At 43.1% G+C, this 24,203-nt stretch carries 26 protein-coding genes; 18 read left to right on the plus strand and 8 right to left on the minus strand.

What is annotated here, in order from left to right; translation table 11 throughout:
* The first annotated feature begins 269 nt into the window (after positions 1-269).
* The 7 genes from DKT73_RS01100 to DKT73_RS01130 all read left to right on the plus strand — a co-directional run bounded on the left by DKT73_RS01100 (position 270) and on the right by DKT73_RS01130 (position 5,520).
* Positions 270-1,175 (plus strand): AraC family transcriptional regulator, encoded by a 906-nt coding sequence (locus tag DKT73_RS01100; RefSeq protein WP_111636766.1) that lies wholly within the window; start codon positions 270-272, stop codon positions 1,173-1,175.
* Between the two features lie 47 nt (positions 1,176-1,222).
* Positions 1,223-1,492, plus strand: a complete 270-nt coding sequence (locus DKT73_RS01105; RefSeq protein ID WP_111636767.1) for a type II toxin-antitoxin system RelE/ParE family toxin — start codon at positions 1,223-1,225, stop codon at positions 1,490-1,492.
* A 505-nt stretch (positions 1,493-1,997) separates the two neighbouring features.
* On the plus strand, positions 1,998-2,231 hold the full coding sequence (locus tag DKT73_RS01110; RefSeq protein ID WP_111636768.1) for an RH3 domain-containing protein: 234 nt from the start codon (positions 1,998-2,000) through the stop codon (positions 2,229-2,231).
* A complete protein-coding gene (locus tag DKT73_RS01115; RefSeq protein ID WP_111636769.1) occupies positions 2,218-2,481 on the plus strand; it encodes a type II toxin-antitoxin system RelE family toxin in 264 nt (87 codons plus the stop codon). The genes DKT73_RS01110 and DKT73_RS01115 overlap by 14 nt, the downstream gene beginning before the upstream one ends.
* 530 nt (positions 2,482-3,011) lie before the next feature.
* A complete protein-coding gene (locus DKT73_RS01120; RefSeq protein ID WP_111636770.1) occupies positions 3,012-3,563 on the plus strand; it encodes a hypothetical protein in 552 nt (183 codons plus the stop codon).
* A 272-nt stretch (positions 3,564-3,835) separates the two neighbouring features.
* Entirely contained in the window at positions 3,836-4,807 is a 972-nt protein-coding gene (locus tag DKT73_RS01125) for a transposase (RefSeq protein ID WP_111636771.1), read from the plus strand.
* A gap of 422 nt (positions 4,808-5,229) precedes the next feature.
* The gene (locus DKT73_RS01130; RefSeq protein ID WP_111636772.1) at positions 5,230-5,520 is read left to right on the plus strand and encodes a hypothetical protein; all 291 of its coding nucleotides are present in this window, start codon (positions 5,230-5,232) and stop codon (positions 5,518-5,520) included.
* 204 nt (positions 5,521-5,724) lie between these two features.
* Here DKT73_RS01130 and DKT73_RS01135 read toward each other — a convergent pair whose 3' ends face one another.
* The 4 genes from DKT73_RS01135 to DKT73_RS01145 form a co-directional block, all read right to left on the minus strand.
* Complete coding sequence (locus DKT73_RS01135; protein WP_198666510.1) at positions 5,725-7,530, minus strand: AAA family ATPase; 1,806 nt, start codon at positions 7,528-7,530, stop codon at positions 5,725-5,727.
* A gap of 6 nt (positions 7,531-7,536) precedes the next feature.
* A complete protein-coding gene (locus tag DKT73_RS20120; RefSeq protein WP_198666511.1) occupies positions 7,537-7,818 on the minus strand; it encodes an ATP-binding protein in 282 nt (93 codons plus the stop codon).
* 101 nt (positions 7,819-7,919) lie between these two features.
* Positions 7,920-8,639 (minus strand): Abi-alpha family protein, encoded by a 720-nt coding sequence (locus DKT73_RS01140; protein ID WP_111636773.1) that lies wholly within the window; start codon positions 8,637-8,639, stop codon positions 7,920-7,922.
* 207 nt (positions 8,640-8,846) lie between these two features.
* Positions 8,847-9,089, minus strand: coding sequence for a DUF1127 domain-containing protein (locus DKT73_RS01145; RefSeq protein ID WP_111636774.1), 243 nt, complete (start codon positions 9,087-9,089; stop codon positions 8,847-8,849).
* Between the two features lie 130 nt (positions 9,090-9,219).
* Here DKT73_RS01145 and DKT73_RS01150 point away from each other — a divergent pair, with 130 nt between their 5' ends.
* Positions 9,220-10,173, plus strand: a complete 954-nt coding sequence (locus DKT73_RS01150) for a LysR substrate-binding domain-containing protein (RefSeq protein ID WP_111636775.1) — start codon at positions 9,220-9,222, stop codon at positions 10,171-10,173.
* Between the two features lie 75 nt (positions 10,174-10,248).
* Positions 10,249-11,586 carry a CDP-diacylglycerol--serine O-phosphatidyltransferase gene (gene pssA / locus DKT73_RS01155; RefSeq protein WP_111636776.1) on the plus strand — a complete coding sequence of 446 codons (1,338 nt, stop codon included), beginning with the start codon at positions 10,249-10,251 and terminating at the stop codon, positions 11,584-11,586.
* A 90-nt stretch (positions 11,587-11,676) separates the two neighbouring features.
* Here the strand turns inward: pssA and DKT73_RS01160 are convergent, their stop codons facing one another.
* Positions 11,677-12,954: a glycine betaine monooxygenase oxygenase subunit gene (locus DKT73_RS01160; protein ID WP_111636777.1), complete on the minus strand. Its 1,278-nt coding sequence runs from the start codon at positions 12,952-12,954 to the stop codon at positions 11,677-11,679.
* Positions 12,955-13,233: 279 nt separating this feature from the next.
* Here DKT73_RS01160 and DKT73_RS01165 point away from each other — a divergent pair, with 279 nt between their 5' ends.
* Together DKT73_RS01165 and gbdR are read left to right on the plus strand one after the other, a co-directional pair.
* On the plus strand, positions 13,234-14,358 hold the full coding sequence (locus DKT73_RS01165) for a glycine betaine monooxygenase reductase subunit (RefSeq protein WP_269808145.1): 1,125 nt from the start codon (positions 13,234-13,236) through the stop codon (positions 14,356-14,358).
* A gap of 270 nt (positions 14,359-14,628) precedes the next feature.
* Positions 14,629-15,735, plus strand: a complete 1,107-nt coding sequence (gbdR, locus tag DKT73_RS01170) for a choline metabolism transcriptional regulator GbdR (protein WP_111636778.1) — start codon at positions 14,629-14,631, stop codon at positions 15,733-15,735.
* A gap of 65 nt (positions 15,736-15,800) precedes the next feature.
* Here the strand turns inward: gbdR and DKT73_RS01175 are convergent, their stop codons facing one another.
* Both DKT73_RS01175 and DKT73_RS01180 read right to left on the minus strand, forming a co-directional pair.
* Positions 15,801-17,231: an ArnT family glycosyltransferase gene (locus tag DKT73_RS01175; RefSeq protein ID WP_111636779.1), complete on the minus strand. Its 1,431-nt coding sequence runs from the start codon at positions 17,229-17,231 to the stop codon at positions 15,801-15,803.
* Positions 17,231-18,256 carry a glycosyltransferase family 2 protein gene (locus DKT73_RS01180; protein WP_111636780.1) on the minus strand — a complete coding sequence of 342 codons (1,026 nt, stop codon included), beginning with the start codon at positions 18,254-18,256 and terminating at the stop codon, positions 17,231-17,233. Before DKT73_RS01180 ends, DKT73_RS01175 begins: the two co-directional genes overlap by 1 nt.
* Positions 18,257-18,425: 169 nt before the next feature.
* On the opposite strand from DKT73_RS01180, the gene DKT73_RS01185 reads away from it, so the two are divergent.
* From DKT73_RS01185 to DKT73_RS01195, 3 genes are all read left to right on the plus strand, one after another.
* Positions 18,426-19,106 carry a response regulator transcription factor gene (locus DKT73_RS01185; RefSeq protein WP_111636781.1) on the plus strand — a complete coding sequence of 227 codons (681 nt, stop codon included), beginning with the start codon at positions 18,426-18,428 and terminating at the stop codon, positions 19,104-19,106.
* Positions 19,103-20,368, plus strand: a complete 1,266-nt coding sequence (locus DKT73_RS01190) for a sensor histidine kinase (RefSeq protein ID WP_111636782.1) — start codon at positions 19,103-19,105, stop codon at positions 20,366-20,368. The genes DKT73_RS01185 and DKT73_RS01190 overlap by 4 nt, the downstream gene beginning before the upstream one ends.
* A 130-nt stretch (positions 20,369-20,498) precedes the next feature.
* Positions 20,499-21,503, plus strand: a complete 1,005-nt coding sequence (locus DKT73_RS01195) for a pirin family protein (protein ID WP_111636783.1) — start codon at positions 20,499-20,501, stop codon at positions 21,501-21,503.
* Positions 21,504-21,530: 27 nt separating this feature from the next.
* On the opposite strand, the gene DKT73_RS01200 is transcribed toward DKT73_RS01195, so the two are convergent.
* Complete coding sequence (locus tag DKT73_RS01200; protein ID WP_111636784.1) at positions 21,531-21,965, minus strand: GtrA family protein; 435 nt, start codon at positions 21,963-21,965, stop codon at positions 21,531-21,533.
* An 87-nt stretch (positions 21,966-22,052) separates the two neighbouring features.
* Between DKT73_RS01200 and DKT73_RS01205 the strand changes: the two genes are divergently transcribed.
* From DKT73_RS01205 to DKT73_RS01220, 4 genes are all read left to right on the plus strand, one after another.
* A complete protein-coding gene (locus DKT73_RS01205) occupies positions 22,053-22,568 on the plus strand; it encodes an NADPH-dependent FMN reductase (protein WP_111636785.1) in 516 nt (171 codons plus the stop codon).
* Between the two features lie 10 nt (positions 22,569-22,578).
* The gene (locus tag DKT73_RS01210) at positions 22,579-22,776 is read left to right on the plus strand and encodes a 2-hydroxymuconate tautomerase family protein (RefSeq protein ID WP_111607226.1); all 198 of its coding nucleotides are present in this window, start codon (positions 22,579-22,581) and stop codon (positions 22,774-22,776) included.
* A gap of 115 nt (positions 22,777-22,891) precedes the next feature.
* On the plus strand, positions 22,892-23,779 hold the full coding sequence (locus DKT73_RS01215) for an EamA family transporter (protein WP_111636786.1): 888 nt from the start codon (positions 22,892-22,894) through the stop codon (positions 23,777-23,779).
* Positions 23,780-23,791: 12 nt separating this feature from the next.
* Positions 23,792-24,145, plus strand: a complete 354-nt coding sequence (locus DKT73_RS01220) for a VOC family protein (RefSeq protein ID WP_111636787.1) — start codon at positions 23,792-23,794, stop codon at positions 24,143-24,145.
* Positions 24,146-24,203 lie beyond the last annotated feature (58 nt).

Here is a 24,203-nt window from a genome sequence, read left to right on the forward strand (position 1 = left end):
CTCCAGATAAGTGAATGTTAGGCAAAAAAGCAGTTGAGCTAGGATTCACAAAGAGATATGTAACATCGTCTTTCTGAAAGCATTTATTAGAATCTAGTTTTGCAGCTCTGGTGATTTTTGGTTAGCAGGATTCTGCTTGATTCTTGCCTAATACTCCTGAAGGGGAGAATTTTGCGTGACCTAGGTTATGGCTCAACCTATTATTTAATGAGCATGTATCGGGCGTCTTACATGACGACTCAACCAACGACATAACGAAAAGTAAGTATATGAATAGAGATATTGGCAGTATTCAACGTGAACTCGCTAAGACGATTGAAGACAGAACGATAGGGCAGGAAGATTGTCCTACCTTGATTGAAAAACTCTCCCTTTTTCGGCGAGAGGTGATCACGGAACCCTGTCCTTGTATGATTGAGGCAAGCGTGCTTTTTGTTGTTCAAGGCACTAAACAACTGTTGGTTGGGGAGCAGAACTTCCTTTACGATACCCAGCATTTTTTGTTGAATTCACTTGATTTACCCGCCAGTTCACAAGTGCTTGATGCCAGTCCAGATCGGCCTTGCTTAGGGTTAATGTTAAAGCTTGATACGCAACTAATGGCGGACATTATTGCTCAAAATGGCATGCCTCCACCTTATGAGCATTCTATTAGTGGCAGTTCTGCAATAGGCCGCGTTACGACCTCCTTATTAGAGCCCTTTATTCGCCTACTAGCCTTGCTTGATGAGCCAAGTGCCATTAAAACCTTGTCTCCTCTTATTATAAGAGAGATTCACTTTCGTCTTTTGAACAGCGATTTAGCCGGTCGACTTTGGCAAATTGCGTCAACAGCGAGTCAGACCCATCGAATTTCAAGAGCGATTGGTTGGTTGAGAACGCATTACTCTAAACCTTTTCATATTGAAGAACTGGCTTCACATGTACAAATGAGTAGTACTACTCTGTACCATCATTTTCGCGAACATACTGCAATGAGCCCTTTGCAGTATCAGAAATGGTTGCGCCTAAATGAAGCTCAGCGTTTAATGCTTAACGAAAACCTTGATGCGTCAAGCGCCGCCTTTCAAGTAGGCTACGAGAGTCCTTCCCACTTCAGCCGCGAATATGCTCGACTTTTTGGACAATCACCAAAGCGACACATCGAAGAGCTAAGAAAGGGAAGAGCAGTCTGACTGCCCAAGTTCAGCCAGCAAGGCGTTATCCTTGTTCCTTACCGTACTTGTTAACGGGTTCTATTCAGAAGTATTACCGAGAGGAGGGTGTGCCGCATATCGGTGAGGACTTCGTCACTGCTATCTTGAAGCATTGCGGCATGCTTCAAATTCACCCTGATGCAGACCGAATTGCTCCTGAATTCAACATGGATCACATTCGTGAGTTGATTCACGCGCCATTTCGGGTTGTCTACCTCAAGCAAGCTAAAGAGATTGTGCTCATACGCGTCTGGCGAAGTGAGAGACAGCTCGAATTGATAGAAAATGAAACATAAGCAAACGTCACCACTCGGCGTTACGCTATAGATTGTTGTTTGACCTCGCTTTTGGTGTTCGCATTGCTCCACATCAATCACCAAAATACCTCGCGTACAAACTTACACGTAGGGCACGATGAGCGCAGCGTAATCTGCCGCGAAAGCGAAGCTTTCTTTGCATTAACCTCCGCCGGAGACGTAGGCAAACCAAACTCCACCGCTCGACGTTACTGTTATAGATTGCCGTTTGACCTCGCTTTTGGTGTTTGCCTTGCTTCCTGCAAGTCATCTCCAAACGTAGGGCACGATAAGCGGAGCGTAATCTGCCGCGAAAGCGAAGCTTTCTTTGCATTAACCTCCGCCGGAGACGTAGGCAAACCAAACTCCACCGCTCGACGTTACTGTTATAGATTGCCGTTTGACCTCGCTTTTGGTGTTTGCTTTGCTCGTATAAATTAGCTTTTTGATGTTTTAACGTTATAGCGCTACAATGTCAAAACTCCAAAAGTCGTCGAGGTGTAACATGAGTAATTTATCAAAACGTTCAACTGTCTACTTTGAGCCTGCTATCCATCAAGCGTTAAAAATGCGAGCGGCATCATCTGATGTCTCTATCTCAGAACTAATTGATGAAGCGGTACGTTTGCTTATGAGAGAAGATCAAGAAGACCTCGCTGCCATTTCAGAACGAGTAAATGAGCCAGAAGTGACTTATGAAGCTTTCCTAAATGAGCTGAAAGCGAATGGCAAAATATAAAATTACTTTCAAAAAGTCAGTTGGCAAAGATTTTAAGAATATTCCTAAAAAAGACGTACCCAAAATACTTCAAAAGATTGAAAGTCTAGCTGATAATCCAAGAGCAGAAGGCTGCATCAAGCTATCGGGTTTAGATAATTATCGCGTAAGACAAGGTTTATACCGGATCATCTATGAGATAAGGGACGATGTATTGATCATAAACGTGATCAAAGTCGCACACAGGTCTTCTGTGTATAAAAACAATTAGCTTTGCTCTTGGCGTTCGCCTTGCTCCGCATCAATCATCAAAATACCTCCTACAAACTTACACGTAGGGCACGATAAGCGGAGCGGCTTTTTTTAAGGAAATGCCATTGTTCTAATGAATGACTCATTCAAACTACGGACAAGTTCCTTCGATTTTTTGTAGGTCGCGGCTTCAGCCCGACAACGTCATTAATTTTCTCCCATTTAGTTAGACGTAAATACATTGCCTTGAAAGCGGAGCAGGTAAAAAGGGCTGAGGGAATTGCTTGCCTCGCGGATCAAATCGCGCTACAAAAGAGTAAATGAAGAACGAACATAGCGGCGATCAAAGACCATCTAAAGCGGCATAGCTCAAACAGACTTTGGTATTTAGCGAGTTATATAACAGGGAAGTCCTATCATGAAAAAAGCAAATCCCCCTTTATAAACACGTAGCCGTTCAACAGTGGCTATAGCCGCAGCTACGCTGCTGTATAACTCTTAATTGTCACATACAAAATGAGCGTTGCGCTCTAAGTCGATGGAGTTCAAATGTCAGATAAAGATACATGGAAGCTAGATAAAGACTCTCCTGTTTTTAATTTTTTCATAGAGTTTATTGCATATATCATTACTGCAGCTTTAGTTCTTGTTGTTGGCTTTGTAACAGCAATCCTATTTAAGGATTTTACGCATTTAGGTAGAGCGGGGGCTGTTGTAACACTGATAGCGATAACTATGGCCTATAAAGATTTCTATTTGGATCTTAGGAATATGAGTTTTGAAGAAATGATTAAATTTATAGGTAAGGAAAAGCTTTTTGAAATATGGGCATCGGGTTTTGTGCATAAGAAAAAGAACGAGTTAGAGCGCATTAAACCAGGGTTTAATGAAAAGGACGCTATTGAAATCATAAATAGCCTAAAGAATTATGAGGACGGTGAATTAGCAGGTCTTGATAAGGAAGGGTTTATTAAGGCTTGGCTAAAAGATATGTTTGATATTTGGTCAAAAAAGCTTAGGGGTTGGGAATTCACAATGCTAAAAATTGGCACTGTGTTATGGGCCTTCTCAGATTTAATAAATATCCCACTTGGATGGTAGTATGTAACAAACAAAGGCAGCGGACAAGCCGCTGAATGGGCCTTAAAAGACAACCCTTTCTATAGAAACCACAACCCTGCAACAAGGGCACTTCACCAAGCGCCCTTATTCCCGCCCCAAAAAATCACTTCCAAACCGGTTTTCTCACTTCCTGATCCACATCCGCTGCGGTGAGGCTACGAACTTACAGGACACCCATTTAAACTTGATGATTTGAAAATATACTGTATATTTAATCAGTGTTATTTATTTCTCTTGGAAGGGGCGTCGTCATGCCAAGAGCTAGAAGTCAGCAAATTAGTTTAGAAGATACGCCTTACTATCACTGTGTTTCATGCTGTGTTCGTAGGGCGTTTTTGTGTGGTGAAGATCCTGTCTCTGGTGAAAGCTTTGAGCACCGTCGAGGTTGGGTTGAAAATAGATTATTATTTCTTGCCAGTGTCTTTGCTATTGATGTTTATACCTATGCGGTAATGAGTAACCATCTTCATGTAGTGTTGCACATAAACGTAGAAAAAGCGGCTAAATGGTCTACATTGGAGGTTCTGAAAAGGTGGCATAAGCTGCATAAAGGTACCTTGTTTACTCAGCAGTACGTCCGAGGAGAAGAACAACCAGAGTTTGCTTTGGCCTTGGTTGAAAAGTCTGCTGAAGCTTTTAGATGCCGTTTTATAGACATTAGCTGGTTTATGAAAGAATTGAATGAACTCATTGCTCGACAAGCCAATTTTGAAGACAAATGTACAGGTCGATTCTGGGAAGGACGTTTTAAGTCCCAAGCTTTGCTGGATGAAGCTGCATTAGCGGCTTGTATGGCTTATGTTGACCTCAATCCCTTAAGAGCAAAAATCAATCCAACACCTGAAACCTCAGAGTTCACCAGTGTTAAAAAGCGAGTGGTTGCTGCAAGACATCAAAAGCAACCAAAACTACTCTATCCTTTTGTTGGAAATCCTAGAAAAGATATGCCTGATGGATTGCCATTTAAATTGACGGACTATCTTGAATTGGTCGATATAACAGGGCGCCTCATACGTGAAGACAAACGCGGTGCGATAGACGCTTTAATGTTACCAATTCTTCAAAGGCTTAATATTTCCTCTGAGAACTGGCTGTGTATTGCCACGGAGTTTGGGTCAAGAACAGGAGCAGTTGTGGGTGCAGAGCAGTCAATTATGGATTACTGTCATGCAAACAATCTCCAAAGAAAGCCTAGATCAAGCAATGTTCGGCTTCACGCCTAGCTTCCCTAAATCAACCCAAGTCTTTCGTCATTAACTAATCCTTCATTAGTAAATTCACTCGCATAAAAATCACTAAACCTGCCTTTAAGCAATGAGTTTCGTATTTTAAAAATAGTAGAAGAAAACTTTCTTAGAAACATGCTTTCTGTGCGAGGGATGTTTTTGTATGATGAGGTTATATTTTTTATGTGGGTGTCCTACTGTGTCAAATAATTAAAATGCAGGTTTGCACTGCAGAAAATGAAAAGCCTACTAAGATTAAAGAGTAAAAAGTAAGGATAACAAAACGCGCTGTTGGTTAAAACGTCACATTCAGGCTTGGCTTTCTAGTTACAGGGTTTGTGAGGTTATTTTTAATAATAGTTCTAAAAAATTACAGAAAAATAAGGGAATATTCCCAAAAAAAACTATAAGAGTCGGATATGATTAATACTTTAATTTCAGCAATAAATAACCGAGAGGAAGTATCATTTACTTATAGCGGCTTACCGCGAGTTGCACAACCTTCTGCTGTAGGAATATCAACAGCTGGAAATGAGGTTCTACGCTGCTATCAAACACAATGCGGGCATATTACTCCGGGCCATGAATGGGATTTGTGTATAGTAGCTAATATTCAAGACTTACAGATCACAGGAAATGTATTTCAGGTTAATCCCCCAAAATACAAAGCGGGAGATAAAGGAATGTCTCAAATCTATGCCCAACTGTAGCGGCTAGTAATCACTTGCTAAAACGGTGTCAGCGATTGTCCCACTTTTCGCTTTCGAAAAATTGGGACAATCATTATTGTTGGCTTTTTTGAAACTAAAGACTCCCGCTCTATTTTATTTTCGAGTACAAGGCACATATGATTTACTGTTCAATAAATGATAAGAGCAAAAAATAAATATAGCCTTTTTTGCTTACTATATTTATTAAAACCCAGCTTCCATTAAGCAATCATCACAAGCCTTAACTACATACTCAGGTATCAAATCAAATTTGGTTGGGTCGAGTTGACATATATACTCGTTCTCAATATGGTAGGTTTCATTAATGAATTTTTGAAGAACGGAGTTATCTACTTCTACCCCATCAAATAAACGAAATATTTGCAGTTTCTCATACCCACTTGAACAGTTATCATAAATGTCCTTTAACGATCTTTTATCCTTCAATCGTTCAAGAGAACCATCGTAACTAAAATCGGCAATACTTGATGTAATCTGAACAATTCCCTCTTCTAGTTTGCTGCTATCCATAACTGGGTGGCCTTCTTCACGTGTATCTATTGCTTCCTTCTGCGACCGCAAGTGGAGTAGGTTAGAAAGAACTTGGTAGGTATCGCCCAAATCGTCGACAATTTCGAAATGTCTGCGTAAGTAGATTAGCTTTAAAATTGAATGAGCGTCTGTCGCTAAGTAATCCGTACAAATTTGAGAGAACGTTTTTATGTCACTCTTATCTATCGACATTTCAACGATTAATCCAGTGTCAAATCTCAGATATGAAGCAAACACCTGACTATCAAACTGTTTCTGTACAGCTTTTACTGTATCTATGATTGGTTCAACATCATGAGTAAGCATCAAGACGGTCTTACCTTTTAAGCAATTGGAAGATTTTCTTCGAAAAAGCATTTCTAAAATTGCATACTTCTTATTTTTATCAAATGAAGAAATTGGGTCGTCCAGTATGATCAAATCAGGCTTTTTGGATAAACATTCGTACATAAACAACACAATTGCGAACGCATTACGCTCACCAAAGCTCAGGTGTTGATCTCCACCAGAAACAAAATCATCATGATCAATATGTTGTAATTTCAATTGAGACTGATCATCTTCTCCTGATATTTGTACTTTATATTTATAACCAGCGTAAGATAGAAAACTGTTAATCTCTGTTTGATACTTTTCAACCAGCTTCTGCATTGCACTACGCTGTTGGTTTAACTTACCCTGCAGCTGACCAGCCTTCACAACAACTTCATCTATAGAGCTGTTAATTGAGTCTATTTCTTGTTTGGTAGCATCAGAATTTAATTCAGTAAGAAAAGCAAGATCTATCTTGTATGCATTTAACTGATCTCTTACCAATTTATCTCTTTTGAAATCAAAACCTTTGAGTGCTTTTAACTTAGTCAAGCGATCAGATAAACGGTCGATTTGTGTTTTTATTTGTTTAAGATAATCTATATGCTCGAGTTCAAGACCATTTGGAAGAAGAGTAATTTCTTTTAATTTTTGCCTAGATGCCTCAGTAAAGTAATTACCAAGTTTGTCGATTATATCAATGATTTTTACTAGGTTTTTAATGACATTCTTGTCATACTCTTCAGCAACTTTGGTGATTTGCTCTTTCTTGTCGGTAGTATCAGATGAGCAATATGGGCAACAATCAGATAATTCAGAAAACTGTTGAGAACCTTTTATTTGCCAATCAATCCAAGCTATATTCGAAGAGCTATTAATGAAAGGCCGATATGCCTCTAAACCTTCAGGGATATGTTGTAACTTGTTACCTTGGGAAAGTCCTTTCATACCAGCTGATTTCTGAGATAAACCAGTTTTCGATAAGGTAAATGCATCTCCCAATTCTTTTAAGTTTGCAATGAATGCTTCAAGCTCTTCATTGCCACCAAATAAGCCGTTGATTTCGCTTACAATAGTCGAAATGTCTCCTTCAACAGCATTATATGCATCTGTTCTGATAAAAATGTCAAAACTGTTACTTATCAACTCGTCTTATTGAAACGTAAATTGACGTACATATTCCTCGTTGAAGCACATAACACTGTTTATCACAGTGTCTGAGGTCACACTAGGGGCTTTATTATTAGGGTTATTCTTTCTTAACTTAAATGGCATTAAGCCATCAAGTGAGCCATCTTGTGCATGTAAAGTGACAGCTTTTGCTATTGTACTCTTACCCGTACCGTTTGGTGCAAATTTAATGTTTAATTTTTTATCCGTTAGAGTAATTGCTGTTGTATCAATACTGTTACAGTTTTCTATTGTGATATTCATTGATTATCCTTAACTATATCAACCTAGAAAAAATATATTAAATGATATTTAAAAAGGTTGTGAATGAAAATCTGGAGTTTTATATTTTATTCCCTAGAAAATTATATTTTAAATAAATCGATCTTCTCTGGAATGCAGGCTTGAGAAAATAGCTGGCCAAAGGTGGTTATTTTAGTCGTTTCTATACACATTTTGTGGTTACAAGGGGCTCCTTCTTTTACATGGGATATGTTATTAAACTGGGTTAATAAATTTAAATGACAAAGATGGTTTAAATACATAGTGTAATTATTGGGGAACGTTAAAAGCTCAACTGGAAACTGATTTCTCAAAACCTCTATAGAATTAATATCTTTAAAATTAGGAGCATAAATATAATTAAGTTCTGCTTCATAGCTTTGACTCTTGAAGTGGTAAAGAATGACAGCTTCATCAGGTGATAGTTGAGCAATAATTTTCGAAAAAGCAGGGTGAGCTTCACTTGCTCTTTCGCTATCAATAGCTCTAGCAAGGAGGTTTTCAAACATTTCTGAAATTAGACTTTCTTCTTCAACATATTTTAGGCTATCGATGATGGGACCAGTGAGTAGTGGGTGAGCATTGATTTGTCTATCTTCAGGTACTTTGTCATTTACTCTTTTTAGGTGATTTTGTAATTTGTCCTGTTGTGCTGCGAGATAGTCTATTGGTGCAAGAATGCATCTAGCAGCTTTTATTGAGTTTAGTGCTATATCGCCAACTTGAACTACAGATTTTCTAGCTAAATCATCGTATATTTTTTCAATAGGAAGCGATTTACCAATATCTTCTAACCAGCCCATATTTAGTCTCTTGTTTGCTTTTTTACGCGAAAATACATGATACTTTGAGGCTGTTGTAGCAATAAAGACATTTTTGCAGTTATATGTTTTGATTAACTTAACTTTTTAAGTGATCAATTTTGTCATTTCGTGCAGAGCTTCTTGAATCTGAATTTATTTATATCAAAAAAGGCACTCCACCAAGCGCCCCGATCACCCCCAAAAAACTCACTTCCACAGCGGTTTGTTCACTTCGTGATCCACGTCCGCTGCGGTGAGGCCGATGTCTTTCAGTTGTGCTTCGTTTAGGTGGCTGAGTCGGTTTCGAGTGCGCCAGTTGTGGGCGATTTTTTTGATAATCGCTTTCCATGGTTTTTCTTTCAGATTATCTAATGTGGCTTTGCAGCATTGGCTTATGTCTAGCGGACGGTTTGTGAGAATATGCATCTCGTCTGATGTGCTGTTTTTCATGGCGTTTTCCTTTTCTCGGTTGGTTGAGGTGTTTGCTTTATGGTCAAATCATCGGCTTTAAATTGCGCGGCGACAAACGAGAAAAAGTGTTCTATAGTTAAGAAAATCTTATTTATAAAAGGTATGCTTTATGTCTTCTAGTCGAGCTTTACCACCGCTTAAATCCCTGCAGGCGTTTCGTTATGCGGCGCAGACGTTGAGTTTTAAGAAGGCAGCGGAGTCGCTTTTTGTGACGCAGGCGGCGGTGAGTCAGCAGATGAAAACCTTGGAACAAGCCTTGGGTGTGGCGTTGTTTGAACGACACACTCGCCAAGTGGTATTGACGGCGGAAGGTCAGTATTTATTGGATTACGTTGAAAAAGCCTTTGGTTTATTAGAAGAAGGGGTGAAAGGCATTATGGAAGATCCGACACCCAATACCTTGGTGATCAGCTCGGTGCCGTCGTTTTCGAGCCGTTGGTTGGTGTCGCGTTTAGGGCGCTTTCAAGCGCAAGAGCCGGAGATTAATCTGCGCTTGAGTCCGAGCATTGATTTATCGACTTTTGCGGACAGTGATTTGGATTTGTGTATTCGCTTGGGCCGTGGTCAGTATGCGGGGCTGAAATCGCAATTGTTGTTCAAAGAGTATTTGGTACTGGTGTGTCATCCTTCGATGATCAACATGAGCCAGCCAATCAAGGAGCAGTTGCTCAATATTCCTATTATTACCGATACTGGGCCGGACGTACGACATGTGTGGCCTGTGCTGCAGCGCTTTTTGGACCTTTACGATATGCCGATGAAGTCGCATTTGCATGTGGCGGATTCGACTTCTTTGGTGGAGGCTTTGTTGTCTTGCCAAGGTTTGGCAATGATGCGTTATGGTTTGGTGTATGAGCTGATTGAGAAAGGGCAGCTGATTTGTCCTTTGCCGATTTACATGAAGTCTCAGTACGATTTTTACCTTGTTGCGCCCGCACCGCATTTTAAATACCAAAAGGTGACGGCGTTCAAACATTGGATTGAAGGTGAGGTGAAGGCGATAGATTTGTCATGGCAGGCGTATTTAAAGAATCATCCTGAAGTGGAAGAGGTGAAGGTGTAGATTCTTTTTTAGGATATTGACGGTGAATTTGTTACAGTCTGTCGTTCGTTAAAAATAAGGTAGCACCTCTGTATTATGCCCATTAGACATTTATTCGGTTCAACGCCTACTTTTGCGGTTGAACCTGACCAATTCCATGTTCTGCAATCTGCCCTTAGTTTTCGAGAATATTTATTAGAAGCGATTCATAACGCGACGTCGAGAGTTTATCTTGTGGCGCTGTATCTTGAAGATGATGAAGCGGGCAGGGAGGTTTTGACGGCGGCTTATGAAGCCAAGCAGCGTAACCCTAAGTTAGACATTGCTATCTGTGTGGACTGGCATCGTGCTCAGCGTGGTTTGATTGGCGCTGAAAAAGCCGCGGGCAATGCGGCTATGTATCAAGCGTTTGCTGAACGATATGAGTACGATATTCCGGTGTATGGCGTGCCGGTTCGTAACCGTGAAGTGTTTGGTGTATTGCATTTAAAAGGCTTTGTTATTGATGATACGGTGATTTATAGCGGTGCCAGTTTGAACAATGTGTATCTGCATTTTCAAGACCGTTATCGGTTTGACCGTTATCATGTGATTCAGAATGCTGCGTTGGCGGACAGCATGGTGGGCTTCGTTCGCAATGAGATGATACGTCATCCCGCGGTGAACAATCTTGCCCAAGCCGGACTGCCTGCGACGAAAGAGCTAAAATCTGTCATTCGACAATTTAGAATCTCGTTGGGCCGTTCGTCTTATGGTGGTGAAAAGCAGTTTGTTGGCGATCAGCAGGTGGCGGTGACGCCTTTGGTGGGAGTGGGGAAACGTTTTAACGCGCTGAACCAAAAAATTACGGTGCTGTTGGCGGAGGCGAAACAGGAGATTGTGCTGTGCACACCGTATTTTAATTTGCCGAAAGTTGTGCTGAGAGAAGTGAAACGCGCGATCAAACGTGGTGTGAAGGTGCATGTTGTGGTGGGGGATAAAACCGCGAATGATTTTTATATCGCGCCCGATCAGCCTTTTAAAGCCATTGGTGGTTTGCCGTATTTGTATGAGATGAATTTGCGTAAATTTGCCCGCGCGAATGAAAGTCATATTGCCTCGGGCGAGTTGTCGATCCATTTATGGAAGCATGACAACCATAGTTATCATTTAAAGGGTCTTTGGGTTGATCGTCGGACTATGTTGCTAACCGGTAATAATGTTAACCCTAGAGCCTGGGCGTTGGATTTGGAAAACGGCTTGTTGGTGGAAGATCCGCAGCAGCATTTGTTGGCTAAGTTTACGGCGGAGTTTGATAATATTCATCAACATACTCAACGGATTGCGTCGTATCGTCAGTTGGAAACCATTCATGATTACCCTGACAAAATCCAAAGACTGTTGAAAAAAGTCATTCGCACACGGGCGGATCGATTGCTTAAGCGGATTTTGTAGAAAAGATATTTCCGTGTTGTTATGTCATAAAAAAAGCGAATCAAACGATTCGCTTTTTGCTTTTCTAGAGGGGCTAGAAAAAGGTTGGGGCTATTTGGCTTTTAGATTTTTCTGCACGGTTGATGAATACCAGTCCAAAAAGTTGATAACGCCAAATTCGTAGGTTTCTGAGTAAGGTCCTGGTTGATAGCCAATGGAGTTGATGCCGAGCTGGTTGCGTTCGCCGAGGACTTTGTCTTGTTCGTTGGTGGCATCCCAGACCTTGCGTAGCGTGTCTGTGTCGTAATCGATACCTTCTACGGCGTCTTTGTGAACGAACCATTTGCTGGTGACTATGCTTTCTTGGGCGGAAATAGGCAGCACCCGGAAGACGATGAAGTGGTCGGATTGCATGTGGTTCCATGAGTTGGGTAAGTGCAATATGCGCATGGAGCCCAGTTCACGGTTTTTAATGCGACCCAGTGGTAATGAGCAAGCGGAAGATCCGTCTATGGTCATGACTTTGGTGCCTTTTTTCAGCGGCATGCGCACAATACGGTTACGCTGCACTGCTCCAAAGCTTTTATGCTTGTGTGGAATGCCTTCCGCATCCCATTGTGCGGCTTGAGCGTGGTAATGGTCGAGGAAGTCTTGCGGTGCTCGTGGGTCTTCGGTGTCGTCCCATTCTAATAATGTGTTGAGCAGTTCAGGGTGACTGCCTGCACAGTGATAACATTCGCGGTTGTTTTCCAATACCAGTTTCCAGTTGGCGCGTTCGTACATGGTCGATTCGACGGCCAGTTTGGTATTTTCTACGTCGTAGGGTTCCATGTATTCGTCGAGTGTTGCTAGGAAATCGTCAAAACCGTCATCGGGTGCGGTTTTGCCGAGACAGACAAAGATAAAACCTCCGCCTGTTTTGCAAAACGCCGATTTTAGGCCGTGCTGTTTCATGTCGAAGTTTTTATTCATTTCTGTGCCAGCAAACAGCAGGTTGCCTTTTAGGTCGTATGTCCACTGGTGGTAAGGGCAAACCAAATTGGCGACTTTACCGCGGTGCTCTGTGCAAATAACCGAACCACGGTGACGACAGGTGTTATGAAAAGCATTCACCTTGCCTTCGGCGTCGCGCACAATCAAGACGGGGTTTTGACCAATTTCCACCGTAAAGTAATCGCCTTTTTTGGGGATTTCACTGGTCATACCGACAAAGAGCCATTCTTTTTGAAAGACTTCTTCCATGTCGATTCGGAACATGTGTGGGTCGTTATAAAGCGGCGCGTCTAAGGAGTAATTGCTCGCGCGTTTTTCTAGTAACTGTGTCATGGCAGTTTTCGCTTCTTCTAGAGAAGCATGGCGTACATTCAGTAGGTCGTGTTGTTGATTCATCTTTCTGGGCCTTACATGACAAAAAGAGTGATGGACTGTTTAACAGTGTCGTTTATTGTGAGGCTATATTGGCGCAATCAAGCGGGAAAGAAATGACCATTCACGACACGGGAAGATACCTAAATCGACTCGCAATCTCTTGTCCCTTCTGGCGTTGGCTGCCATGAGCAACTAATTGTCGCAGAGAGTTAACTTGCACGGCTCAACAGCATCCAAAATGGCTCGAAAAGGTGCAGTTCAATTATTTTAGGTACGCTACATTCATTAAGAGATTTCCATATGACTAACTCTACAAAGACGGTGAACGCCGATTATTTGGCACCAGTACATACTCAGACTTGGGTAAATGGACGACATAATGTTCGTTGTGTGAAAGTGATTCATGAAACATGGGATGTGAAAACCTTTTGTTTTATGGCACAGCAGCCCGTTATGTTCTTTTTTAAGCCTGGGCAATTTGTCACGTTAGAGTTGGACATCGAAGGTAAGCAGGTGATGCGCTCTTATACTATTTCGAGCGCGCCATCTGTGCCTTATAGCTTTTCGATTACGGTAAAGCGGGTGCCTGGCGGTGAAGTATCGAATTGGCTGCATGACAATATGACAGTGGGTTCTGAGCTGGCGGTACATGGGCCTGTTGGGCAGTTTAACTGTATCGATTTTCCAGCCGAGAAAGTATTACTGCTTTCTGGTGGTGTTGGGATTACTCCTGTTATGTCGATGGCGCGTTGGTGGTTTGATACGAATGCTGATGTAGACATTACCTTTATTCACAGCGCGCGTTCACCTCGGGATGTGATTTATTCTCGTGAGTTGGACCACATGGCGGCTCGATTGGATAATTTTGGTTTGTATTTGATTGTTGAGCGTATGGAAAATGGTTTGCCGTGGCAAGGTTATCGAGGCTATTTAGACGCGGCGAAGCTGGATATGATTTCCCCCGATTTTATGGAGCGAGAGATTTATTGCTGTGGACCTGCGCCTTATATGAAAGCAGTGCGTGCGCTGCTTCAAGAGCGTGGTTTTGATATGTCGCATTACCATGAAGAATCTTTTGGTGCGACACCCGCTGAGGTGGTGGAAGACGCCATTGAGCAAGCGGAAGTCGCACAGGCCGAAGCCGAAGCGATGAATCAAGCGGATTTATTGCGTGTTGAGTTTTCTGGGAGTGGTAAAAGTATTCAAGTGATCGCCGGAGAGACCTTGCATAATGCTGCGGCAAGGCTGGATCTTATGATACCCAAAGCATGTGGTATGGGTATCTGTGGAACCTGTAAGGTGTTGGTCAAAGAAGGCGAGACCCAAATGGATCACAATGGTGGAATTACCGACGATGATGTTGAGGCGGGTTACGTGTTGTCTTGTTGTACTGTGCCTAAGTCGAATGTAGTCATCGAATACTGATTTTTTATTAAATAAGCGTTCAATAAAAGCGCAATGCTGGTCAATTTTAGTGCGTGGTGCTATGTTCTATTGGTTGGTCTTTGTAGCGTCGGTGGGTAATGGTGTTTTTTCGTTTGATTGCCATTGCCCTCTAACCCTTATGATACTTAGACTTTGTATCTCCTTAAAAATAATAAAAGCGCTTCTTGCCGTTATTTAGGAATGCTATCTGGAAATATGGTCTGGATTTTGCCTAGTGATATAAGGAAGCACATATATGAGGACATTGATATGGCAAATAACTCGACCCTAGCTTTTAGTGCAAGGGGCACGACAAGAGTAGGATTTTTACTGCTTGACCATTTTACTATGATTGCGCTTGCTTCTTCGATTGAGCCTTTGCGAATGGCAAATCAGTTGTCAGCGGAAGAGCTGTATAGTTGGAGTTTGATTTCTGAAAATGGGCAATCTGTAACGGCCAGTGACGGCTTGAGTTTGACGCCAGATCTGTCCATGGAAGACAGTGCTGAGTTTGATTTGATTATTGTGGCGGGTGGGATCGACATTACTCGAGCTTTCACTGCGAAACAGGTATCGTGGTTGGTAAAGCAATCTCGCAAAGGCGTTCAGCTAGGCGGTATTTGCACAGGGGCTTATGTACTGGCTTATGCGGGTCTTTTAAATGGCTATCAGTGCAGTGTGCATTGGGAATGTTTAACGGCCCTACAGGAAACCTTTCCCAAGGTGAACTGCAACAACAAGCTGTTTTCTATTGATAAAGATCGTCTGACCTCTTCTGGTGGCAGTGCGCCGATGGACATGTTTTTAAACATGATGACCAAGCAGCATGGCCCCAAATTATCGAATGCCATTTCTGATATGTTTATCTGCGATCGTATCCGCAGTGAATCCGATCAACAGCGCATGCCAATGCGTCAATTTAATAGCGTCGGCATGTGCACACCGAAATTGGTGGATGTGATTGAGCTGATGGAAAACAACTTAGAAGAACCCATAGAACTGGATGAATTAGCCACTTTTGTGGATGTGTCACGTCGTCAAATTGAGCGAATGTTCCATCGTCATTTGGATTGTTCGCCCTCTCGTTATTACTTGCGTTTAAGGCTCGAAAGGGCGCGTAAACTGCTGAAGCAATCCAATATGTCGATTGTGGAAATTTCCATGGCCTGTGGCTTTATCTCGACACCACATTTTAGCCGTTGTTATCGTAAACACATCGGCGTGTCGCCTCGCGATGAGCGAAAAATTGCTTGGAAGGGTGACGTAGCTGAATTACCGAATGAGCCAAAAAACAACACCATCATGTACATTGCCCATGCTCATGATGCGTTAAATCATTCACACAGCGAACCCAGCTATGGGTCAGTTGCGGTGTAGGTTAGTGCTTTAATGTACCAATAAGGAGCCCTTTGAAAGGCTCCTTTTTTTGGGCAAGTGTATGTCTATGGCTTGCTTTTGCAATAGATAAGACTCTCTTTTCCAATGTGGCTTCTTTCTTCACAGGACCAGTTTGCATAGACGGTGTGGTCTTTGTTTGATTGCACGATGAAGAACGCCTTGTGCTGTGATGGCAGCCAAGAATCTAAGTCTGTAGAGCGCTGTTTGGCTTTTCCAGCTGAATAGTATTGAGCCGAGAAAGGGCGTTTGTGTAGGTAAAATAAATCGCTCTGGGCGGCTTCAGGTTGTTGTTTCCAGTTTGCCATTATTTTGTCTTCGGAACGTTTTTCTACCCAATCAAAATGCAGCGCACTGATGAGAATAATCAGTAAAATAGGGGTTATAAATCCTATTTTGTAAAGCCACTTCGCGAGCGGCTTTTGGTGGTGCAAATGCACCACTAATAGCGCGGTTGCTGGCAAAGCTGGCATAACATAGCTGGCTAAGATGTTGCCCGAGAAACTGAATAGAATCATTGGAGATAGCATCCACAACAGTAAGAAGCTACCAAAACCATCGGGGCTTTCTTCCACGTCTTTGGCGTCTTTGATCGAGCGAATCCACTGCCAAATAACCAAAGGGCTCCATGGCAGCATGGAAATGAAAGCGTATACCCAAATTGTACCGCGTGTTCTTTCGTGTGCGCTGCCATAAAGGTCGCCTTGCCAGCCGCTGACGATGAAGCGTTTAACATGCTCGCCAATGATGAAATAGTCTAAAAAGCCCGGTGTTTTGTATTCTGCAATAAGGTACCAAGGCACGGAAATGAGCAAAAAGAGCAGGGTGCCAATGCCCCAAGGCAAGGTGCGCCATAGTTTTTTCCAACGTGCATTGGGAAATAGCCATACGCTTAGGCTGATGCCAATTAATACCAGCGCCAATGGGCCTTTTGATAGCATGCCTAAGGCCAGACCGATAAAGAATAAATAACCCCAGATCTTGCCTCTGTTGTTCCATGCTTGCCAGAAGCTGACCATGCTTAGGGCGATCGAAAAAGTCAGAGCGGTATCTGTCATGACCGCGCCACTTAAGACAATGAATGAGACGGTCGAAGCCAAGATACTTGCACTAAAAATACCCATGGCGGTGGATTGAAAATGGTCTTTGCCAAGTTTATACACTAAGCCAATAACCCCCATTCCAACGAGTAGGTGTGGGACACGTGCCGCAAATTCATTTATGCCAAATAAGCTGAAACCTAAACTGCTGAGCCAAGTGAAAAGAGGGGGTTTTCCCCAAAAGGGCACGTCGTAGTCAAACATGGGCGTGATCCAATTACCCGTTTCGAACATGATACGCGCCATTTCACCATAGCGTGCTTCTGTAGTGTCCATTAATGGATACAGTGCAAGCGACAGCAAGCGCAGAGCCATTGTGCTGATCAGCAAGATAAGCAGCATTTTGGCAGAAGGGCGAGAGAGCATTGGCTTTTGCATTATTCAGCGTCCACAGAGTGAAGAGTTGGTTTGGTTAGGGTGTTTTCCATCAGTACATACAAGGGACGTTGTTTGGATTCAATGAACAATCGGCCAACGTATTCACCCAGTACTCCGATGGATAAAAGTTGAATGCCACCCAAAAATAACACGATAAGAATGGTTGATGGATAACCTGCTACAGGGTCGCCCCAGACGAGGGTTTTGGTAAGAATAATCAGCGTCATTATAAAGGCGATGGCCGACGTTGTTAGGCCTGCCATAGTGGCCCAGCGTAAGGGTTTGGTGCTAAACGAGGTGATGCCTTCTAGCGCTAAATGGATAAGTTTTGGGTAATTCCATTTGGTGTTGCCTGCTAAGCGAGGATCGCGGTCAAAGGTGAGTATTTTGCGAGTAAAACCAGGCCAAGCCAGCAACCCTTTCATAAAGCGCGTTCTTTCAGGCAGGGTATTGATGACTTGCACGACTTTTTGATCCATAAGGCGAAAATCACCGACGTTTTCAGTGATTGGGTGATCGCTTATTTTTGACATAAAACGATAGAAGCAATGAGCCGTGGTGCGTTTAACCCAGCTTTCACCGTGACGTTCACGGCGTTGCATTTCGACCACTTGGGCGCCATCTTGCCAGGCTTTTACCATTTCCGGAATGTATTCTGGTGGGTCTTGTAAATCGGCATCTAATAAAATGACGGCGCGGCCTTCTGCGATTTTCATGCCGGCACTCATCGCCGCTTCTTTGCCAAAATTGCGGCTTAGGCGTAAGCTGCGAACTTGATGTAAAGGATGCTTTAACTGGCTTACCAATGCCCAGCTGGCGTCGGTGCTACCGTCGTCAACATAGACGATTTCACAAGGCTGCTTAAGCAAAGAAAGGGCATCACAGACACGTTGGTGGCACACTGCCAAAACATCGGCTTCGTTTAGAAAGGGAATAATCACGGACACGAAAGGCTGGGCTTTGACTTTGGGTTCTTTTGCGGCCTGTTTAACGTTTGCATATTGTCTGTATTGGATGGCTTTCATGGCGGTTCTCCTGCTCAGGAAAAGGTTCTTGAGCTCATCCTACTCACTGTCTTGTCGCAAAAAGGTGATTCACTTTTTTTTCATGCTTTTATGTGACAATAGGTCTTTATTAGGCCACTCTTTTTTTATCGGCATTGTGGATTGTTGAGATTTGACTGTTGAGATAACTATGAAATTACTGTTAGTGGAAGACCATAAAGACATTGCGGGCGTTATTTTTGATTATTTTGAAATTAAAAACTACGTGTTGGATTATGCGGGTAATGGCCTGCAAGGGTATGAGTTGGCCAAAACCGAACATTATGATGCGATTATTTTAGACGTAATGTTGCCTAAAATGGATGGTTTAAGCGTCTGCAAATCGTTGCGTGAAGCGGGCATTGATACGCCGATCCTGATGTTAACGGCTCGTGATACCAAAGACGATATTCTGTCTGGCTTTGAACATTTAGCCGATGATTATTTGGTAAAACCATTTGATTTGGAAATTCTTGACTCTCGGTTGCAAGCTTTGGTGAGACGACGCAAGGGCAGTCTGGCGAATCGAATGTTAACCTATGGGCATTTATCCTTGGATATGAATACTCGGGTCTTGCAGCGTGAGGGTGGTCGTTATGCGCTCAACCCTTCACAATACACGATTTTAAAATGCTTGATTCAAAAAGCGCCCGATGTGGTGTCTAAAGATGAAATATGTGATGCCTTGTGGGGCGATGAAGAACCAGACAGCAAGGTGTTGCGCAGCCATATTTATCAATTGCGAAGCTTAATAGACCGTCCGTTTGAGCATGCGTATTTAAGAACTGTGTCGAAAGTAGGCTATCGCCTAGTTGCCGAAGGTGACGAATGAAACCCATTAAAACCGCGAAACAGTTAACCTTCACGTATTTTTCGATTGTGGCGTTCGCTATTATTGCGTTTCACTTTTCTATGTTTACCTCGATGATTGAAAATATCGAGATGATTTATGCTGAAAATCGCATGCTCAAGGACAGAAATACCGCGGTGTCTTTGTTGAACGGCACTGAGCAGACGCATGTGTCTGTTCCCCCTTTTTCTGAAGTCTATGTGGGGAAAGAAAACTTACCCGCTTGGGTGGTATTAAATCCAAGCATGACAAATGATAAACCCTACGAGTTAGACGAAGGATCTGATACAACGCTGGAAATTTTTTCAATGCGTTCTCAGGTGGCTATAAATGGTGAGTTAAAAGATATTTATGTCATTCACTATGATGAGATTTATGAAATTTCTGAAGAGCAAATGTTTGAAACGCAAAGTACGCAGTTGATGTTGTCTTTGTTATTGCTGGTGGTGAGCTTGTGGGTGGTGATGAGAATCTCGGATCGTTTAACTCAGCCTCTTGCTCAGTTGTCTAAAAGCCTTGGTGAAAAAACACCCGCGAATTTGTCGGCCATCGAGTTGCCGGAAGGTGCTGCGACAAGAGAGATTCGTCATTTGGTGGATCGGTTAAACAGTTACCAAGATCAAATCAAAGATCTGATTGAGCGTGAGAGAGCCTTTAATCGCTATGCAAGTCATGAATTGCGTACGCCTCTTATGGTGATGAAAGGTGCTACTACTTTGTTGGGTAAATCTGATTCTAAAGTGTTTTTAGAGCGGCAACGTGTGCGCATGGTGCAAGCATGTCAGGAGATGGAAGATTATATCACCACACTCTTGTCTCTGACTCGAGATGAAGATTTAGACGCTGTTGCATCGCGTGTTGTGCAATCCACTGAATTTGAAGGGATTCGTCAAATGCATTTGGGCTACCTAGCAGACAAATTGGTAACGGTTGATATCATTGAAACAGGTCAAGTGGTCACCAAGTTGCCGATTCCAACCTTGCATATTTTAGTGGGGAATTTGTTAAAAAATGCCATGGCTTGTACTGAAGAGGGTCATGTGAATATTTTAGTAGCGGATAATGAAATTGCCATTGTGGACACGGGCTGTGGTTTAAGTGGTAAGCCGGGTGGGGAAAGTTACGGTTTAGGTCTCATGATAGTGCGAGATATATGCGCTAAGTATCATTGCTCGTTTTCATTAACGGACAACGTCGGAGCGGCGGGCTGTACGGCAAAAGTGGTTTTTCCGGTGTCATTATGAGGATGCTGTGTCACTTTGATGTTCTATCTAAAAAATCGATATTTTGAAACCAATATCAGCATAAAACAATCAACTTGGTAGATGATACTATAGCTGTATTCGTTACATTATTGCTTGATGGAGAAATAACATGAGCTCATCCATTTTAAAACGTATACCGCTGCAAATGTTTTGGCCAACGTTTGATCCTTTTTTATTTTGTGCTTTTCATAATGATACCTACCCAAAAGCCAACGCCTCAATGGGGCCTGACGCGCCACTGAATAATCGTCCTTTAGGGCAAGATTTTGGCGGTATTGATGGTTGGCGCATGTATCATGGTAAGAGCGTTCCTGGCTTTCCGGCGCATCCGCATCGTGGCTTTGAGACGGTGACTATCGTCAACAAAGGTTTTGTGGATCATGCAGATTCTTTGGGCGCAGCGGGCCGCTATGGTGAAGGGGATACACAATGGATGACGGCAGGCGAAGGTGTGCAACATTCTGAAATGTTTCCTTTGCTAAACCAAGACGATGTAAACCCTTTAGAACTGTTTCAAATTTGGCTGAATTTACCCAGTAAAAATAAAATGGTGCCGCCGCATTTTGCCATGCTCTGGAATGAAGACACGCCAGTGGTGAGAGTGCCAGACAGCAATGGTTTAGAAACACACGTTAAGGTGGTGGCTGGGACGTTTCAGCATGTTGAGCCGTCACCTTGTCCACCGAATTCTTGGGCGGCTGACTCTCAAAATAACGTGGCTATTTGGCTGATTGATCTGCCTGAAAAGGGGGAATGGACATTACCTGCAGCAGCGGCTAATTTGAGCCGTACCTTGTATTTTTTTGAAGGTGAAAAGGTCACCTTAGACGAGACGAGTGGTTCGATTAATGAGGCGTTTGTGTTGAAGAGTGACGCGTCTTTGGTGTTGCGTAATGTTGGCAAAAAGGCGCGGTTCCTACTCTTGCAAGGACGTCCAATTGGTGAGCATGTAGAGCAGCATGGGCCGTTTGTGATGAACACTCGGGCTGAGTTGCAGCAGGCTTTCCAAGATTATCAACGCACGCAATTTGGTGGTTGGCCTTGGCCGCGCCACGATCAAGTGCACGACAAATCGAAAGGTCGCTTTGCGGAATATGGCTCAGAAAAGCCTTAATTCTTTAATGTGAATGAGCCCGATAAATTAGTGTTTTGTCTGCGAAAAGATCCAAAAGCGTGAGAAAGCGTAATTGAGCATCATACCCATAGCGACGCCGGGGACCATGGCTAAATATGGCCATAAAAGAATCAGTGTCGCGTTGGGAGTTGTGGGTGGGTGAGACATGAGTATCAGATAGCACCCCCAATTGGGCACAAAGGCAATCACAGAGCCGCCGATAAATTGCAGCCATTGCAATGCGGCGGCTTTTTTATTTTGGCTGTTTTGCTCTGCTTTTTTAAAGGTGATGACGCGGTTCCACCACCAATTTGAGCTGGCAGCGATCCAAAATGCCATGGCACGCGCTAGCAGAGGGGCAATCCACATCGAAAGCAGCAACATACTGCTCAAGTCGACTAGAAAACCCATACCACCGACAAAGGCAAAACGAACAAATGTGTGTTTAAAAATGGCGTTCATGGTGGCATTCTAAGTGGGGAAACATCAAAAAAAGATGAAACCACGTTAGTCTGGATTATTTTTTTTAACAAACGAAAAGGATCGAACATGAAAATACTTGCATTTGGTGCCAGTTCAAGTCGTCAGTCAATTAATAAGGCTTTGGCAGGATACACGGCGAATCTGGTGGATGGCGCGGACGTGACTTTGCTGGATCTTAATGATTTTGAGATGCCATTGTTTAGTGAAGACGTTGAAAAAGCGTCAGGGGTGCCAGCACAAGCGCACGCTTTTGTGGACGCTATTGCGCAGGCCGATGCGATTGTGGCGTCATTTGCAGAGCATAATGGTTCGTATTCTGCCGCGTATAAAAATATTTTTGATTGGGCGTCTCGTGTCGAAAAAGCCGTTTTTCAAAACAAACCCGTTGTTGTGCTTTCGACTTCACCAGGACCGGGTGGGGCAAGCAGTGTGCTTGCGCAAACGGTGAACAGTATGCCGTATTTCAAAGGGAATGTGGTTGGCAGCTTGAGCGTGCCGAATTTCTACGATGTGATGAAAGATGGCAACATCGTTGATGAATCGGTAAAGCAGTCTTTGTCAGCGCTGGTCGCAAAACTATAAGGAGTTCCTGATGCCCTATGTCAATATCCGGATTACCGATGAAGGAGTAACCAAAGAGCAAAAACAGGCGCTGATTAAAGGCGCAACGGATTTGCTGGTTAATGTGTTAGGTAAAAATCCAGCCACCACCGTCGTCGTGATCGATGAAGTCAATACGGATAATTGGGGTGTTGCTGGTGAGCAGGTAACGGAATTACGAAAGAAATAAAAACCACTCGTTAGATTCCTGATAGGAATCCAACAGATAAGTTTTATTCCTTTTACAAATACCTCTCTTGACCGCATGCTAGCGCTTTCTTGTATTCTTTAGGAAGCGTTAAAGCATGTGGATCTTCATTACTCTGTTCGCAGCAGGGTGTCAGTCAGTTCGAACGGCGTATCAAAATACTTTGGCTCGTCAAAGCGGTTTTTTGCATGCCACTATGTCGCGTTCCTTGTATGGCATGCCTTTAGTTACTTTGTATTTGGTGATTTGCTGGTGGCTATTTGGTTGGGTGTCGGTCGAAGATAGGTCTGTTTTTATTGTGGCGGCGACTCTTTGTGCCGTTGCTCAGATTATGGCGACCTATTTTATGTTGCGTGTTTTTCAATCTGGCAGCTTTGCGCTGGGAACCTTGTTAGCCAAAACAGAAGCCGTGCTGGCCGCATTAATTGGCTTGCCCTTACTGCATTATACTTTGACGTTTGGGTCCTGGTTGGGCATTGCGTTTGGTGTATTGGGTGCCATTGTGATGAGTGTTCAATGGAAAAATATCAAACAGGCTCACAAAGATATTTCCTTGTTGTTGGGCTTGGCAAGTGGATTGTGTTTTGCGATCACTTCGGTGACGGCGTCCATGGCGAGTCATGCTTTGTCTGGTTCTATTATTACCCGCGCAGGCGTCACCTTATGGTATGTTTTGGCGTTGCAGTCGGTTATTTTGTGCAGCATTCAGGTGTACAAAAGCAAAGATATATTGGCTCCGTTTAGGCAGAATTTTGTGCTCAGTTGCAAAGTGGGTGTGTTAAGTTCGTTGGGCTCAATTGGTTGGTTTACAGGGTTTGCTTTGGTTAATCCCGCTTTAGTGAAAACCCTTGGGCAGATAGAAATTCTTGGTACTTTGTATTATTCCAAAGTGCGCTTCGCAGAAAAAATAACCAAGCAGCAGTGGCTTGGTGGTGCGATGATTGTCATCAGTGTTATTTTGGTGGTGATATCGACTATTAAGTAAGGGAAGGAAGGTATGGAATCGAATAAAATCAATTATGTTGAATTGCCCGCGCGGGATTTGGCGTTAAATAAAGCGTTTTTTAGTCACGTATTTGGTTGGGGTTTTAAGGACTACGGACCGGAATACGCAGCGTTTGAAAATGCGGGGTTAGATGGTGGTTTTTTTCAAGCGAACTTTTGTTCAAGGCCACAAAATGGTGCCGCCTTGATTATCTTATACAGCAATGATCTGGAAGTGGTGTTTGAAAAAGTACAAGCGGCTGGCGGCACAATCGAGCAGGTAATTTTTGATTTCCCTGGTGGTCGTCGTTTTCATTTCCTAGACCCATGTGGCAACGAATGGGCTGTGTGGAGTGAACCGGTTTAATCGTCTCGTCAGCCAAACACGTAGCCGACGAGACGATTATGGTAAACATAATGGTGAA

The organism is Marinomonas shanghaiensis, assembly GCF_003259175.1.
GTDB lineage: Bacteria > Pseudomonadota > Gammaproteobacteria > Pseudomonadales > Marinomonadaceae > Marinomonas > Marinomonas shanghaiensis.